Annotated in this window: 13 protein-coding genes; 2 read left to right on the top strand and 11 right to left on the bottom strand. The window is 71.5% G+C overall.

Annotated elements, in window-relative coordinates:
* Window positions 1-15: 15 nt before the first annotated feature.
* From EDD29_RS13695 to EDD29_RS13705, 3 genes are all read right to left on the bottom strand, one after another.
* Window positions 16-1,212, bottom strand: a complete 1,197-nt coding sequence (locus EDD29_RS13695) for an ABC transporter substrate-binding protein (RefSeq protein ID WP_123664768.1) — start codon at window positions 1,210-1,212, stop codon at window positions 16-18.
* Window positions 1,213-1,362: 150 nt separating this feature from the next.
* Window positions 1,363-2,718 (bottom strand): oxygenase MpaB family protein, encoded by a 1,356-nt coding sequence (locus EDD29_RS13700; RefSeq protein ID WP_123664769.1) that lies wholly within the window; start codon window positions 2,716-2,718, stop codon window positions 1,363-1,365.
* 47 nt (window positions 2,719-2,765) lie between these two features.
* Window positions 2,766-4,235, bottom strand: a complete 1,470-nt coding sequence (locus EDD29_RS13705; RefSeq protein ID WP_123664770.1) for a flavin-containing monooxygenase — start codon at window positions 4,233-4,235, stop codon at window positions 2,766-2,768.
* A gap of 76 nt (window positions 4,236-4,311) precedes the next feature.
* On the opposite strand from EDD29_RS13705, the gene EDD29_RS13710 reads away from it, so the two are divergent.
* Together EDD29_RS13710 and EDD29_RS13715 are read left to right on the top strand one after the other, a co-directional pair.
* Window positions 4,312-4,923, top strand: coding sequence for a TetR/AcrR family transcriptional regulator (locus EDD29_RS13710; RefSeq protein WP_123664771.1), 612 nt, complete (start codon window positions 4,312-4,314; stop codon window positions 4,921-4,923).
* Window positions 4,924-5,049: 126 nt separating this feature from the next.
* A complete protein-coding gene (locus EDD29_RS13715; protein WP_123664772.1) occupies window positions 5,050-6,864 on the top strand; it encodes a hydroxysqualene dehydroxylase in 1,815 nt (604 codons plus the stop codon).
* Between the two features lie 135 nt (window positions 6,865-6,999).
* Here the strand turns inward: EDD29_RS13715 and EDD29_RS13720 are convergent, their stop codons facing one another.
* The 8 genes from EDD29_RS13720 to EDD29_RS13755 all read right to left on the bottom strand — a co-directional run bounded on the left by EDD29_RS13720 (window position 7,000) and on the right by EDD29_RS13755 (window position 15,028).
* Complete coding sequence (locus EDD29_RS13720) at window positions 7,000-7,491, bottom strand: hypothetical protein (protein WP_123664773.1); 492 nt, start codon at window positions 7,489-7,491, stop codon at window positions 7,000-7,002.
* Between the two features lie 167 nt (window positions 7,492-7,658).
* Window positions 7,659-8,714, bottom strand: coding sequence for a sugar phosphate isomerase/epimerase family protein (locus tag EDD29_RS13725; RefSeq protein ID WP_123664774.1), 1,056 nt, complete (start codon window positions 8,712-8,714; stop codon window positions 7,659-7,661).
* Window positions 8,707-10,140: an FAD-binding oxidoreductase gene (locus EDD29_RS13730; protein WP_123664775.1), complete on the bottom strand. Its 1,434-nt coding sequence runs from the start codon at window positions 10,138-10,140 to the stop codon at window positions 8,707-8,709. The genes EDD29_RS13725 and EDD29_RS13730 overlap by 8 nt, the downstream gene beginning before the upstream one ends.
* 11 nt (window positions 10,141-10,151) lie before the next feature.
* Complete coding sequence (locus EDD29_RS13735; protein ID WP_123664776.1) at window positions 10,152-11,255, bottom strand: sugar phosphate isomerase/epimerase family protein; 1,104 nt, start codon at window positions 11,253-11,255, stop codon at window positions 10,152-10,154.
* The gene (locus EDD29_RS13740) at window positions 11,252-12,073 is read right to left on the bottom strand and encodes an ATP-binding cassette domain-containing protein (RefSeq protein WP_123664777.1); all 822 of its coding nucleotides are present in this window, start codon (window positions 12,071-12,073) and stop codon (window positions 11,252-11,254) included. Before EDD29_RS13740 ends, EDD29_RS13735 begins: the two co-directional genes overlap by 4 nt.
* The gene (locus tag EDD29_RS13745) at window positions 12,070-13,119 is read right to left on the bottom strand and encodes an ABC transporter ATP-binding protein (protein WP_123664778.1); all 1,050 of its coding nucleotides are present in this window, start codon (window positions 13,117-13,119) and stop codon (window positions 12,070-12,072) included. Before EDD29_RS13745 ends, EDD29_RS13740 begins: the two co-directional genes overlap by 4 nt.
* A complete protein-coding gene (locus EDD29_RS13750) occupies window positions 13,116-13,982 on the bottom strand; it encodes an ABC transporter permease (RefSeq protein WP_123664779.1) in 867 nt (288 codons plus the stop codon). The genes EDD29_RS13745 and EDD29_RS13750 overlap by 4 nt, the downstream gene beginning before the upstream one ends.
* Complete coding sequence (locus EDD29_RS13755) at window positions 13,979-15,028, bottom strand: ABC transporter permease (RefSeq protein WP_123664780.1); 1,050 nt, start codon at window positions 15,026-15,028, stop codon at window positions 13,979-13,981. The genes EDD29_RS13750 and EDD29_RS13755 overlap by 4 nt, the downstream gene beginning before the upstream one ends.
* Between the last annotated feature and the right edge of the window lie 2 nt (window positions 15,029-15,030).

Below are 15,030 nucleotides of genomic sequence, written 5' to 3' on the forward strand. Positions count from 1 at the left end.
TGGTGGGGGATCGGGTCAGGAGCCGGCTTCGACGTCCTTGACGAACCAGCCCTGGGCGTCCTTCTGCCACTCATAGAGGTGGATGTCCTCCAGGGAGTAGAACTCGTGGGAGGAACCGGGGGCGATGGAGTTGCCGGACGGCGTCTCGTCGGCGGACAGGTCGAGGGACTCGATCGCGGCGGCGACCTTCGCGGTGTCGTCGGCGCCTCCGGCGGCCTTCACGGCCTGGGACCATGCGTAGACGCAGTCGGCGGCCATGGCCGTCCCCTTGGGGGAGGTCGCGCCGCTCTCGGGGCCGACGTTCTTGCCGTAGGCGGCCTCGACGGCCTCGATGTGCTTCCGGTACCCGGGCCGCCACGCCGCCCTGTCGCGCATCGGGTACTGGTAGTTGGGCGCGGGGAAGATGGCGCCCTGCGCGTAGTCCCCGGCGGCCTCGATGAAGGTGATGTTCTGCATGCCGGAGCCCGCGCCCGCGAGTTCCCCGTCGTATCCGACCTCGGCGGCCGCTGCCATCGTCTTGGCGCCGCCGACGTTGGACGACAGGAAGATGAGGTCGGCGTCCTTGAGCTTCTCGACGTACACCTTGTGGCTCTGGTCGTCGGCGCGGGTCTGCTGGAAGCCGAGGTACTCGATGCCGTACTGACCGGCGGCCTCTTTGAGCATGGCGTCGAGGTTCTTGCCGGAGTCGTCGTTCTCGTAGATGAGGCCGAACGACCTCACGCCCGCGTCCTTGTAGTGCTGCATGAGCTTCTGGAGGTCGAGCCCGGTGGGGTCCTGGGAGCGGAAGCCGTAACCGAGCCCCGAGAAGTCGCCGGTGGAGACGCCGGGCTGGCAGTTGACCTTCCGCGCCTGCTCGTAGACGCCCTTGGTGGCCTCGTAGAAGCTGGTCAGGCTGGGTCCGACGACGAGCTTCACCTGCTCGTCGCCCGCGAACTCGTTGGCCGCGGAGACCGCCTTGGCGGGGTCCAGCACGGTGTCGCGGACGACCAGCTCGACCTGCGAGCCGTCGATGCCGCCCGCCTCGTTGATCCGGTCGATCTCGACCTGGAGCGAGTTCTGCTGGGAGATGCCCAGGACCGCGAAGGCGCCGCTCATCGGCCCGGCGAGGCCGATCTTGATGGCCGGCTTGTCCGCGGCGGACTTGCCGGAGCACCCGGCCGCCGTGACGGCGAGCACGGCGACCGAAGCGATGATCTTGAGGGAAGAGCGCACGAACTGACTCCCAAGTACTCAAGCATTCCGTCCACAGGAACGCTGTTTCGTACTGGGAGACGTTAAGAACATGATCATATGACTGTCAATAGGTCGGAACGTTTCCTGTTGTTACGGTCCAAGCCGCCCGGGGGTGACGAATCGCGCGGATCACCCCTCGGGAGAAGGCGCGGCGGGACGCGGGACGCTGCCGTCGTCGTGGTCGTAGGGGGTGCCGGTGACGCCGGACCGGCGCGCCGACGCCACCGCGGACCGCATGGCGAGGCGCTGCCAGGGGTCGCCGTTCGAGGCTCGGATCGTCGCGCGGGTCGCGGCGCTGGGGAGACGGTCGCCGATCCTTCGGAGGAGGACGTTGAGGTGGGTGGTCGCTTCGGCCAGGCGTTGCCAGGGCCGGAGCCGTGTCCCGGCCAGAGGGGAGTCCTGGAGCAGGGCACGGACCAGGGGTTCGCCCACCAGGGCGGAGAGCAGGCCGAAGAGGGGTTGGAGGGCTTTCGCCCGGAGGCGTCTGCGCAGGGGGCCGCCGCTGAGGATCTGCGCCAGGGCCGCGTTGACGGTGAGGGAGGTCCAGGGGGTGGGGCCGCCCGCGGTGAGGATCATGTGGTGGGCGAGGTGGAGGGCGTCGGGTGCGGTGCGGGGGATGAGGGCGGGGGTGACGCCCATGAGGTGGGCTATGCAGGACCAGTAGTGGAGGACGTCGTCGAGGGCGGCGGGGGTGATGCGCCTGCCGTGGGCGTGGTCGAAGAGGACGGGGTAGAGGCCGAAGGTGATGGCGGCGCCCATGGTCATGGCGTTGGAGATGGGGTTGCCGTGGTGGGCGAAGTGGGCGTCGCCCCAGGCGCGGCGGAGGGACAGCCGGGCCTGGGCGTGCATGAGGCGGACGCGGATGATGTCCTTGAAGACGGGCGAGCCGCGGTCGACACCGCCGGGGCGGGTGACCTGGTGGAACCAGGTGACGGTCTCGAGTTCGCGGCGGCGGAAGTCGGCGAGGAACCGGCGGGTCTGGCCGGTGGCGGAGGAGACCTCGGCGCCGACGAACGTGCCCATGGCGTCGCTGAACAGCATGGCGAGTTTGCCGGACAGGGACGCGTTGATCCACAGGCGGCGGCCTCGTTCCCACCGGTCGGCGTCGAACCAGCCGGGCGGGGCGTCCAGGTCGCGGAACAGGGCGACGAGTGCGGCGGGCGGATCGGGGACCGCGTCGATGCCCTGGTCGAGGGCCTGCTCCAGCATGCGGCGCCCACGGGCCATGCCGGTTGCGGAGAACGCCAGGACGACGGCGTCCATGAGTTCGTCGCCCTCCCAGCGGTGGTCGTCGAAGAGCGCGGTGAGCGGGGTCCGCTCGGGGGAGGCGCGCACGGTGATCCAGGGGGAGAAGAGCCGGTGGTGCGGTTCGGTCAGCCACAGGGCGGAGGGGGCGGCGGCTTCGGGGCCGGGACGGAGCGGCCTTCCCGGACGGTGGTGATGGTCGAAGGGATGCGGGTCGGCGGGCGTCGGGTTCGTCGACATGCGGCGCTCCGAGGACGTGACGTGACGTGACGGGGGCGGACGGGCGGTCAGCGGGTGAGCCGGTAGTCGGCGGGGTCGAGGAAGCGGGTCCTGCGGCGGTAGGAGGTCATCGAGCCGGGCCAGTTGTTGGTGTTGCGCCGGGCGGGGTCGAGGTACCAGCTGTCGCAGCCGCCCTGGTTCCACACGGTGGTCGCCAACCTGTCCTGGACCGACGCGTCGAAGGAATCGAGGACGTCTTCGCGCACCTCCATCGTGGTGATCCCGTCCCGCAGGAGCCGGGCCGCCTGGACGATGTAGGCGATCTGGCTCTCCAGCATGTGCACGATCGAGCCGGATCCCACGTTGGTGTTCGGGCCGTACATCAGGAAGAAGTTGGGGAACCCCGGGACGGCGAGGCCGAGATGGGCCCGTGCCCCGGACTTCCACACCGTGTTCAGCTCCCGCCCGTACAGCCCGGTGACGCGCATCGGCGCGACGAAGTCCTGGGCGCGGAATCCCGTCGCGAGGACGACCACGTCGGCGGAGTGCCCGCGCCCGTCGGCGGTGCGCAGGCCGTCCCGCTCGATCCCGGTGATGGCCGAGTCCACGACGCGGACGTGCGGCCGGTTGAGCGCCGCGTAGTAGTCGCTGGAGGTGAGGATGCGCTTGCATCCCGGCTCGTAGCGGGGGGTGAGGCGGCGCCGCAGCTCGGGATCGGCGACGGTGCGCAGCGCGAACAGGCAGAGCGCGCGGATGTGCAGGGAGAGCAGGAACCGGTGCGCGGGCGCGATGAGCGCGGGGTTGAGCAGCAGCTCGAACCAGAGGAAGATCCCGAGTCGGGAAAGCCGCTGGACGAACGGCAGCCTGCGGTTGACCGCCTTGCGCATCCGGGGGTAGACGCGGTCGGGCTTGCGGCTGATCCAGTGGTTCTCCTGCTGGAAGATCGTGATCTTCGCGGCGCTCGTGGTGAGGAGGGGGACGAACTGGATCGCGCTCGCGCCGTTGCCGATGACGGCGATCCGCTTTCCGTCGAGGTCCGCGTCATGATTCCAGCGGGCGGAGTGGAAGAGGTCGCCGCCGAAGTCCGCCATGCCGGGGATGGGCGGGTAAGCGGGGTTGGAGAGCTGTCCGCAGGCGCTGACCAGGAGGTCGAACCGCAGGAGACCGCCGTCCGCCGTGTGCACGGTCCAGCGCGCGGTGTCGGGGTCGAAGACCGCGTCGGTCACCTCGGCGCCGAACCTGAAGTGCCGGCGCAGTCCGAACGTGTCGGCGCAGCCCTCCAGGTAGGCGAGGATCTCCGGCTGCTCGGCGAAGCGCCGGCTCCAGTCGGGGTTCGGCGCGAACGAGTACGAGTAGAGGTGCGACGGGGCGTCGCACGCGGCGCCGGGATAGGTGTTGTCCCGCCAGACGCCGCCGGGTCCCGCGGCGCGCTCCAAGATGGTGAGGTCGGTGAATCCGGCGCGTTTCAGCGCGATGGCCAGGCCGATGCCGCTGAAGCCGCTGCCGACTATCCCGACGGACAGATCATGACGTCCCATGAGTGCCCCCAAAGATTGGGTTAGATTTACCGACACTTGTGTCGGTTGGCGTGACGCTAACACACGAAGGAGAGCAGTGACAGAGTCCTCACCCCGGGCCCGGATGCGCGCGCCGGAACGCCGGGCGCTCATCACCGCGGCCGCGCTGGAGAGTTTCGCGGTCAAGGGCTACGAGGGGACCTCGCTCGGCGACATCGCCAAGGCGGCGGGGGTCTCTCGCACGGTCATGTACGACCACTTCCCGTCCAAGCGGGTGCTGCTCCTGGCCGTCCTGCACGAGGAGAACGCCAAGCTCGTCGAATTCGTGGCGTCGCGGATCACCGCGTCGGGCTCGGCCAGGGAGCGGATGCGCGGCACCGTCGACGCCTATTTCAGCTTCGCGGAGTCCCGGCCCAAGTCCCGAAGAGTGCTGTTCGACCTGGTCATCGAGGATGATCCGGAGATCTCGACGGTCCGTCAGGGCATCCGCGACGCGCGGCTGCGGGCGGTGGCGGCGATGCTCGCCTCGGACATGCGCGAGATCGGCGTCGACCCGGCGGAGCCGGCCGTCGAGGCGATGGTGGAGTTCATCATCAGCGGGCTCGACGGGGTGTCCCGGTGGTGGGAGCGCAAGCCGCAGACGCCCAGGCAGTCGTTGGTGGAGGGCGTCATGTGGCTGCTGTGGACGGGTCTGGAGCCGCGGTCCTGAGGCCGGATGCGGACGCGTCCTCGTCCGCGCGGGGCCCTTGACCGTCGCGCCATCGGCTTCTCATAGTGGGGCTCGGTAACCGACATGAGTGTCGGTTAGCTCACCCCCCAACGCAGAGGAGCGACCATGGAGGACAGCACCACCTCCGGCGCGAACGACAACGGCGGCACGGCGAATCCGATCGGACGGCGCGGGTTCGTCGCGGGCACGCTGGCCGCGGCCGGCGCGGCGGGCCTGACCTTCGGCGGCGGGTCCCCGGCCGCCGCCTCCTCGTCCCGCAGCGGCCGCGCCGCGGCCCCCGGCAAGCGGGTCGCGGTGTTCGGCGGCGGCATGGGCGGCCTGACCGTCGCGCACGAGCTCGCCGAGCGCGGATTCCAGGTGACCGTCTACGAGCGCAAGGCGTGGGGCGGCAAGTGCCGCAGCATGCCGTTCGCCGGCACCGCCACCGGGGGCCGCCAGGACCTCCCGGCCGAGCACGGGTTCCGGTTCTTCCCCGGCTTCTACCAGAACCTGCCCGACACGATGTCGCGCGTCCCGCGGCCCGGCGGCGGCACCCTCAAGGACAACTTCGTCGACGGCAAGGAGGTCTCGGCCTTCTACAACGGGACGAAGCTCGTGCTGCCCGCGCGCGGCAGCATCCTCGGCACCCTCAGCCCGGACTCCCTGCTGACGTTCCTGAACACCGCGGTGAAGGTGTTCGGCAACGTGCCCGCCGGGGAGGTCGCCTTCTTCCTCGAGAAGATGATCGTGTTCGTCACCAGCGGGCCGCAGCGGCGGCTCAAGCAGTGGGAGAACATGAGCTTCGCCGACTACGTGAAGGTCCAGGGCAAGTCCGAGCGCTACCGGGAACTCCTGGTGGAGATGTTCACCAGCACCCTCGTCGCGGCCAAGCCCGACAAGGCCAACGCGCACACGATGGGCCTGATGGCCGAGGCCTGGGTGTACAGCACCCTCGGCCTGGGCGGCTACGGCGCCCCCGACCGGCTGCTCAACGCGCCCACCAACGAGGCGCTCATCGACCCGTGGACGGCGTACCTGAGCGGCCTCGGGGTCGACTTCAAGATCGGCAAGACGCTGACCGAGCTGAAGGTCGCGAACGGGAAGATCTCCGGCGCGGTCATCAACGGCACCGAGCCCGTCGACGCCGACCACTACGTCCTCGCGGTGCCGCTGGAGCGGGCCGTCCCGCTGCTGAACAACGACATCCTCACCCTCGACCCGGGCCTCCGGTCGCTGAGCAGCCTCACGACCGACTGGATGAACGGCATCATGCTCTACCTGAAGAAGCCCATCGACCTCAGCGAGGGCCACGTCGCCTACGCCGGGCAGCCGTGGGCGCTCACCTCGATCAGCCAGGCCCAGTTCTGGAAGAAGGACTTCGCCAAGACCTACGGCGACGGCACCGCCAAGGAGTGCCTGTCCCTCGACCTGTCCGCGTGGGACCGCCCCGGCATCCTCTACAACAAGACCGCCAAGGAGTGCACCCCCGACCAGATCATCGAGGAGATCCTCGCCCAGCTCCGCAAGGCGATCCCGTGGGGCGCGCTGCGCCTGACGGACTCCAATGTGCACTCGTACTTCATCGACCCGGCCATCACCGGTCTCGCCACCTCCCAGGTCGCCAACGACGAGCCCCTGCTCATCAACAGCCCCAGTTCCTGGAACTACCGGCCCGAGTCGACGACGAAGCTCCCGAACCTCTTCCTGGCCGCCGACTACGTCCGCGCGGGCATCAACCTCGCGACGATGGAGGGCGCCAACGAGGCGGGCCGCAAGGCCGCCAACGCCATCATCGACGCCGCGGGCTCGGGCGGCGCCAAGGCCACCCTCCAGGACCTCTGGCAGCCCCCGGCCTTCAACGCCTTCTTCAACCAGGACGACGCCCGCTTCGCCGCCGGCAAGCCCAACGCCTTCGACGTCCTCGACCCCTACCGCCCCTGAGACCGGGGTGGGGAGTACGCGCCGCACCGTGCGCCCCGCCCTCCACCGGCCCCGCCGCCCACTCCCGGCCCACAGCCGGGCGGCGGGGCCGGCTCCTTCGCAGCCGACCGGACGACGCGCTCTTCGACGGCCAGGTCAGGAGGACAGATGAGGAATGAGGAGGCCCGTGGAATCCAAGAGCGCGCGGGTACCGAGGGGCTCCGTCAGCGGAACGTCGACGTAAGCGGTGGGGGACGTGCCCTCGGCGGGCGGCGCGGCGGCCTTGGGGAAGCACAGGGTGACGGTCACCTTGACCTCGTCGCCCTTCTCGGCCGCCTTGACCTTGCAGGAGCCGGTGTCCTCGGTCGGCAGCGCGACCCACATCCGGACCGTCCTGCCGTCCGGCTGGACCTCGTAGTCCAGGACCTCCGCGGGGATCTTCTGCATCTTGGCGGCGGCCTTCACGGTGGGAAGCGCCCTCGTGCGGTCGAGCGTGTTCGCGGGCGCCCCGGTCGCCTCGGGCTTCGACTTCTTGGGCGCGGCCGCCTCATCTCCGTCCCCGCTGGAACAGCCCGCGGCCACGAGGGCCGGGAGCAGCACAGCGACGACACCGATGCGGGACCGCGTGAGGAGAGCCGAGAACGCCACGATTACATCGAACCCCTGAATCCGAGTAGGTGCCGCCGACCCCCGGCGGCCCCAGAATTCTAGATCATCACGGTGCCGCACCCGCCCGGATCGCCGTTCCTGACGGTTTCCCACTCGGGGCGGGCTCGCACCCGGCGTGGATCGCCGGACGCGAGCCCGCCCCGGCGTCATGCGAGGGAGGCGAGCACGGTGCGGAGGTGGGCCGTGCTCTCGGTGATGAACGCGAAGCGCTCGGCCACCGGGACGGGCCGGGACAACTCCTCGTATCCCGGACGGGTGCCCTCGGCGACCGCGCGGCCGTAGGAGTCCGACAGGCGGACGAGTTCGGCGAGGTCCCGCGTCGTCAGGTCCGGGTGGCCGTCGTGCCACAGGGGGTCGTAGATGGACAGGGGCAGAGGGAAGCGCTTGCCCATGACGCCCTCGATGGAGAGCGTCAGGCGCGGCGCGTGCTCCACCAGCGGGCGCAGCAGCGCGGGCCAGTCGATGACGCCCTGCCCGCAGGGCATCAGGAAGCGCCGGATCCCGTCGGGGGTGAGCAGCAGCGCGGCGTCGCGGACGTGCGTCTGGCGGACGTACGGGGCGACGCGGTGCGCGGCGGCGACGGGGTCCTCGCACCGGAGCAGCACGTTGGCGGTGTCGAAGGTGATCCCGAAGGCGTCCGGCCCGGCCTCCTCGACCAGGCGGACCAGCTCGAAGGTGGTGATCTCCTCGTGCGTCTCCAGGTTGAGGTGCACGCCGAGGTCGCGCAGGAGCGGGCCGAGGCGGGCCATCACCTTCGCGGTCGCCTCGAGCTGCTCGCTCCAGGTGACGTCGGTGCGGAACCTGTCGCAGCCGAGGCGGCCGGGCAGCGCGAACTTGTAGTTCGCGGTGGCCGACCACAGCTCCCGCACCCCGGCCTCCGCGCAGGCGACGATGAGCCTTTCCAGTCCCCGCAGGTAGTCGCCTTCGCCGAGTTCCCTCACCTCGGGGGCTTCCGGCGCCGCGAACGGGTTCACCTTCGCCGTTCCGACCTCGACGTACAGGCCGAGCTCGTCGGCGAGCTGCACGATGGCGCGCAGTTCGCCTGGGTCGAGGGTCGGGCTCAGCTCCAGCGCCGACCGGAAGAACACCCCTTCCAGCCCCGCCTTGTGCACCTCGCGGAGCGTCCACTCCGCGCCGTTCTCCGGCGCCCCGGGGAACTTGCTGCTGTCCGTCCCGACGGGGACGGCCCGGACGTCACGCATCGGTGCCGCCCGAGAGGTCCACGAGGCCGCGCCGGAACACGTTGCCCGGGTCGTACTCCCGCTTGATCTTGACCAGCCGCTCGTACTTCTCGCCGTAGATGTCGCGGGCCTCCATCGCGCTGACGATCTCGCTGGTGAAGTTCACGTACGACCCGGCCTTGTACTCGTCCATCGCCGCGTCGAACTGCCGCGTCCACTCGATCAGCTCGGGCCCCTCGGACGGGAACACCCACTCCGCGCCCGCGCTGGACATGAACTTGGCCTCGACCCGGTCGCCGACCGCGGTCGTCCACGGGTCGACGCGGGCCGCCTGGCCGCCGCGCGGGAACATCTGGAACGGGCACGCGAAGTGCGGCGCGATGGTCGACCCGGCCTGGAGCGGACGCCCCGGGTACCTGTCCGACCAGTGCAGCACGGTGTCGATGGCCTCGTCCGGGAACTCGCGGAGGTTGCCGTTGCGCCAGTAGCGCCGGATCCCGTACCGGAAGTCGTCGTCGCAGGCGCGCTGGAGCTCGACGTGCGGGACGCTGTAGGAGGTGTCCCACACGGCCTTGGCCTGGGCGAACATCGGGTCGGTCACCGACGGGTCGTCTTCGCCCCACTGGACCGTCGCCACGCTGACGATCTGGGTGCCGCGGTGCTCGGTCGGCACGACCGTCCAGTACTCGGGCACCTCGACCGTCCGGGCGTAGGTGACGACGTTGTCGGGCGCGTCGTACGACCAGTCCCGGAAGAACCGCAGGACGGCGTGCCGGTCGTCGGTCGCGAAGAACGCCTGCCGAACGTTCGCGAGCTTCTTGAAGGGCACGTACCTGTAGGTGAACGACACCGCGACGCCGAAGTTGTGCCCGGCGCCGCGCAGCGCCCAGAACAGCTCGGGGTGTTCCTCGTCGGACGCGGTGATGATCCGCCCGTCGGCGAGGACGAGTTCGATCGACAGCAGGTGGTCCACGGTCAGCCCGTACATGCGTGACAGGTAGCCGTTGCCGCCGCCGAGAGTGAGGCCCGCGACGCCGGTGTGCGAGACCGTGCCGGCCGGGACGACGACGTCCTCGTCGGCGCAGGCCCGGTCGAGGTTGCCCAGCCGGCAGCCCGCGCCGACCTTGACGGTCCCGGCGGCCCGGTCGAAGACGACCTCGCGCATGCCGCCGGTGTCGAGCATGACGGCGCCGTCGGAGACCGCGCTGCCCGCGAGGTTGTGCCCGCCGCCCCGCACGGTGACGTCGACGCCCTTGTCGAGGCACCAGGTGAGGGCCCGCGCGACGTCGGCGGCGTCCCGGCAGGAGACGATCGCCGCGGGTTCGCGCTCGATGTCGGCGTTCCACACGTGCTTGGCCTGGTCGTAGCCGTGGTCGCCGGGGAGGATGACGGGGCAGTCCATGACGTCGCGGAGGCGGGCCGCGGCGGATGCGGTCAGAGTGCTCAAGGGGGGTCCTTTCAGGATCGGGAGGAGTACTGGCCGGGGGCGAAACCGCCGAGGCGGGAGGCGCCGTCCGGCTGGGGAAGGCCGAGCACGTCGCGCAGGTGGCGGGCGCTCAGCGCGGTGAAGTCGTCGCGGGTGTAGGGGGAGCCGTCGCGCCACGCGTCCCGGCCGGGTGCGGCGCCGGCCTCGACGAGCGCTGCGTAGGCGGCGACCTGGCGGTCGATCTCGGCGAGTTCCGCCTCGGCGAGGTCGGGGTGCGACTCCCGCCAGACGGGCAGGGCGCTGTGCACGGTCATGTCCCGCTGGCCGCTGCCCGCCGGCTCGATCGTCAGCCGCTCGACGCCGGACAGCGCCCCGAGCAGGGCCGGCCAGTCGATGACGCCTAGGCCGCAGGGCACGAGGTAGCGGCTGAGCCCGTCCGGGCAGGGGAACAGCGCGACGTCCCGCAGGTGCGTGGCCCGTGTGTAGGGCGCGACCCGCCGGGCGGCCGCCAAGGGGTCCTCGCCGTGCACGTAGACGTTGGCGGAGTCGAAGGTGACGCCGAGGACGTCGGGCCCGACGCTCTCCACGAGCCGCACGATCTCCCACGAGGTGATCTCCTCGTGCGTCTCCAGGACGAGCCGCGCCCCGTTCGCGCGCAGGCACGGTGCGAGCCTGCGCAGGAACCGCTCGGTGGCGGCGAGCTGGTCGGCCCAGGGCGCCTCGCCGCGGTACCGGTCGGTGGCGTGCACGCCGGGCAGATGGGCCTTGTAGTTGCCGGTCGCGGTCCACAGGTCGGTGCAGCCGATCGCCGCGGCCGCCTCGATCATCGCCTCCATGCCCGCGAGGTAGCTGCCGCCGCCCAGGTCCCGCACCTCGGGCAGCTCGGCGATCATGTACGGGTTGACCTTGCCGACGCCGAGGTCCAGGTAGAGCCCGAGCGCGTCGGCGTGCGCCCGCAGCTCCCGCAGGAAGCCTGGGTCCAGGGACGGGGCCAGCTCGGCGAGGGTGCGGAACAGGACGCCGTCCAGGCCCGCCGCGCGGACCTCGTCCAGGATCTCCAGCGGGGGAGTGGCGACGGCGCCCTTCACGGGCCGTAGCGCCGACGGCAGCTTGACGTCGAGACCGATCCGGGTCATCGGGCGTACTCCTCGTTGTTCCTGAGCGCGTTCTTGCGGCGGCGTTCCCGGTCGGCGGCCGGGTCGGGGATGGGCACGGCGGCGAGGAGCTCGCGCGTGTAGGGGTGCCGGGGAGAGCCGTAGACGGCGTCCCGGTCGCCCTCCTCGACGACCCGGCCGTCCTTGAGCACCGCGATCCGGTCGCAGAGCTGGCGGACCACGGCGAGGTCGTGCGCGACGAACAGGATCGTCAGCCCGAGCTCGCGCCGCATGCCGCGCAGCAGGTTGACGACCTGGGCCTGCACCGAGACGTCGAGGGCGGAGACCGGCTCGTCGCACACGAGCACCTCCGGCCCGGACACCAGCGCGCGGGCGATCGCGATGCGCTGGCGCTGCCCGCCGGAGAACTGCGCGGGACGGCGCGGCAGGGCCGAGCCGGTCAGCCCGACCCGCTCCAGCACCTCCACGACCCGGTCCCGCCGCTCGGCGCGGGAGGCCTTCGGCTCGTGGACGCGCAGGGGCTCGGCGACGAGTTCCTCGACCGTCATCCGGGGGTTGAGGCTGGCGTAGGGGTTCTGGAAGACCATCTGCACCTCACGCCGGAACCTGCGCAGCTCCGACCGGTCGGCGCGCAGCGCGTCGAACCCGGCATAGGTGACGGTTCCGGCGTCGGGCCGCTCCAGGCCGACGAGGCAGCGCAGGATGGTCGACTTGCCCGACCCCGACTCCCCGACGAGCCCGAGGGACTCGCCCTTCGCCAGCGTCAGCGACACGTCGTCGACCGCCTTGTGCGCCCCGAAGGTCTTGGTGAGTCCGGCGATGTCCAGGAGGGCGCTCACGCGACGGCCCCTTCCTGGCCCGTCACGTGGCAGGCCACGGAGCGGTCGCCGGGCAGCAGCGTCAGCAGGGGGCGGTCGGCGAGGCAGCGCTCGTCCCACCGGTCGCAGCGGGGGTGGAACGCGCAGCCGCCGGGCGGATCCGACGGGTTCGGCGGGACACCCGGGATGAGATCGAGGTCGGCGGCGACGTCCCGGTCCACCCGCGGCACCGAGCGCAGCAGCCCCTGCGCGTAGGGGTGGCGCGGTCCGGCGAAGAAGGCGTCCACGGCGCAGTCCTCGACCTTGCGCCCGGCGTACATCACCGCGACGCGGTCGGTGTACCCGGCGACGACGCCGAGGTCGTGCGTGATGAGCAGGACGGCCATGCCGCGCTCGGCGGCGAGCTCGTCGATGAGGTCGAGGACGGCCTGCTGGACGCGGACGTCGAGCGCGGTCGTCGGCTCGTCGGCGATGAGCACCTGCGGGTCGCCGATGATCGCCATCGCCAGGCAGACGCGCTGCCGCATCCCGCCGGAGAACTCGTGCGGGTAGGCCTTGAGCCGGTCGGAGGCGCGGGCCACGCCGAGCCGGTCGAGGGTCTCGCACGCCTTCGCCCGGGCCGTCGCGCGCGGCACCCCGCGCAGGGTGAGCGCCTCGGTGAGCTGGTCGCCGATGGTGAGGACGGGATTGAGCGTGGTCTGCGGGTCCTGCATGACCATCGCGATGCCCGCGCCGCGCACCGCGCGCAGTTCGCGTTCGCGCAGCGCCAGCAGGTCGCGCCCGCCGAAGCGGACCTCCCCGCCGAGCGCGGCGTGCCGGTCGAGCCGCAGGAGAGCGCGGGCCGTCACCGACTTGCCCGAGCCGGACTCGCCGACGAGCGCGACCCGCTCGCCCCGTCCGACGGCGAGGTCGAGATCGCGGACGATACGTACGGACCTCCCTCTGGAGGAGGAATCGGCGACGGGGAAGTCGACCGTCAGTCCTCTGACGTCGAGCAGGGGCCCGGTGCCCGTGGTTTCGAGGGCCGCCTCGGCATCGAGGACGGCCTTCACAGGATTGATCTTCATCGAACCTCCTGGCCGGTGCGGGCGCGCAGGGCGTCGCCGGCGAGGGCGAACGCGAGGGCGGTGAGCGCGATGACGGTGCCGGGGACCAGGGCGGTCCACCAGGCGTTGGTGAGGAAGCGGGACCCGGTCTCGACCATCGCGCCCCACTCGGCGCTCGGCGGCTGGGCGCCGGCGCCGATGAACGACAGGCCGGCCATGATGAGCGTCGCGCCGCCGATCTCCAGCGTGACCTGGACGTACACGCTGTCGAGCGAGTTGGGCAGGACGTGCCGGGTCATCAGCCGCCACTTCGAGACCCCGGTGATCCGGGCCGCCTCGACGTACGTGGAGGCCATGGCGGTGCGCATCTCGGCGCGGGCGAGCCGGGCGAAGCTCGGCCACCACGACAGCAGCATCGCGATGATCGCCGAGCGCAGGCTCGGGCCGAGCGCGACGGAGATGCCGAGCGCCATCACCATGATCGGCAGGGACAGGGCGATGTCGCAGAGCCGCATCAGCGCCTCGTCCAGCCAGCGCGGGGCGAGCGCCGCGACCGCGGCCACGGTCACGCCGACCAGCGCGGACAGCACGACGGCGGTGAGCGAGCCGAGGATCGTCGGCCTGGCCCCGACCAGGACGCGGCTGAGCACGTCCCGGCCCGAGGCGTCGGTGCCGAACCAGTGCTCGCCCGACGGCGGCAGCAGCGCCTTGCCGAGCTCGACCTGGTAGGGGTCGTGCGGGGCGAGCAACGGGCCGAACGCCACCACGAACAGCAGCAGCCCGACGGTGAGGAACGCGGCCCGGTCGAGCGGCGCGAAGCGGCGCAGCCGCAGGAAGGACGGCAGCCGCAGCACGGGGCGGTGCGGGAGGGCGGGGGCGGTCATGCCTTCGCTCCGAGCGGGGAGGCGCCGAACCGGTCGGCGCGGACCCGGGGGTCGCTGACGAGGTGGAGGAGGTCGACCAGCAGGTTGACCAGGGTGATCGTGACGCCGGTGAAGAGCACCACGCCGAGGACCGCGAACGTGTCCTTCTGCTGCACGGCCTCGGTGAGGTAGGCGCCGACGCCGGGCCGTCCGAAGACGCCCTCGACGAGGACGGCGGCGCCGACCATCCACCCGGCCTGCATCCCGAAGAGGGTGACGACGGGACCGATGCAGGTGCGCAGGCCGTGCCGGGTCATCACCCGCCACGGGGGCGTGCCCTTGGCGCGGGCCATGACGACGTGGTCGGCGTCCAACGCGGTGATCATGCTGCTGCGCACCAGCCGGACGGCGAACGCCACGAACGGCACCGAGAGGGTCGCGGCGGGCAGCACGAGGTGCTGGACCGCGTCCCACCAGGCGAACAGGTCACCCGCGAGCAGCGCGTCGAGCGTCGTGAGGCCGGTGACGCGCGGCACGTCGACGCCGAGGGAATGCGTGCCGGAGATCGGCAGCAGCCCCCACCGCGCGCCCAGCACGTGCTGGAGGATCAGCCCGAGCCAGAACAGCGGCAGCGCGCCCCCGGCGATCGCGCCGAGCCGGATCGCCGCGTCGGCCTTGCGCCGCTCGTACGCCGCGGCCAGGACCCCGATCGGGATGCTGAGCGTGACGAGCAGGACCAGCGCGGTCGCGACGAGTTCGACGGTCGCGGGCAGGGCGGTGCCGAGGTCCGCGGTGACCGGCCGGAAGGTGAAGATCGAGCTGCCGAGGTCACCGTGCAGGAGCCGGCCGAGGTAGGCGAGGTACTGGCCGAGCAGCGGCCGGTCGAGACCGAGCCGCTCCCGGACCGCCTCGACCTGCTCGGGGGTCGCCGTGATGCCCGCGGCGCTCTGCGCCTCGTCGCCGGGGATCGCCTTGATCATGAAGAAGACCAGGGTGGCGAGCCCCCAGACGGACAGGGCGGCGAGGCCGAGGCGCTGGAGCAGATACCGTGTCAGGCGCCGTTCCATGG

The sequence above is a fragment of the Actinocorallia herbida genome, assembly GCF_003751225.1.
Classification (GTDB): Bacteria; Actinomycetota; Actinomycetes; order Streptosporangiales; family Streptosporangiaceae; genus Actinocorallia; species Actinocorallia herbida.

Bases quoted from the DNA above. Each gene is read 5' to 3' on its own strand.
- EDD29_RS13700 (WP_123664769.1), bottom strand. From the start codon at position 2,718: ATGTCGACGAACCCGACGCCCGCCGACCCGCATCCCTTCGACCATCAC.
- EDD29_RS13705 (WP_123664770.1), bottom strand. From the start codon at position 4,235: ATGGGACGTCATGATCTGTCCGTCGGGATAGTCGGCAGCGGCTTCAGC.
- EDD29_RS13715 (WP_123664772.1), top strand. From the start codon at position 5,050: ATGGAGGACAGCACCACCTCCGGCGCGAACGACAACGGCGGCACGGCG.
- EDD29_RS13725 (WP_123664774.1), bottom strand. From the start codon at position 8,714: ATGCGTGACGTCCGGGCCGTCCCCGTCGGGACGGACAGCAGCAAGTTC.
- EDD29_RS13735 (WP_123664776.1), bottom strand. From the start codon at position 11,255: ATGACCCGGATCGGTCTCGACGTCAAGCTGCCGTCGGCGCTACGGCCC.
- EDD29_RS13745 (WP_123664778.1), bottom strand. From the start codon at position 13,119: ATGAAGATCAATCCTGTGAAGGCCGTCCTCGATGCCGAGGCGGCCCTC.
- EDD29_RS13750 (WP_123664779.1), bottom strand. From the start codon at position 13,982: ATGACCGCCCCCGCCCTCCCGCACCGCCCCGTGCTGCGGCTGCCGTCC.
- EDD29_RS13755 (WP_123664780.1), bottom strand. From the start codon at position 15,028: ATGGAACGGCGCCTGACACGGTATCTGCTCCAGCGCCTCGGCCTCGCC.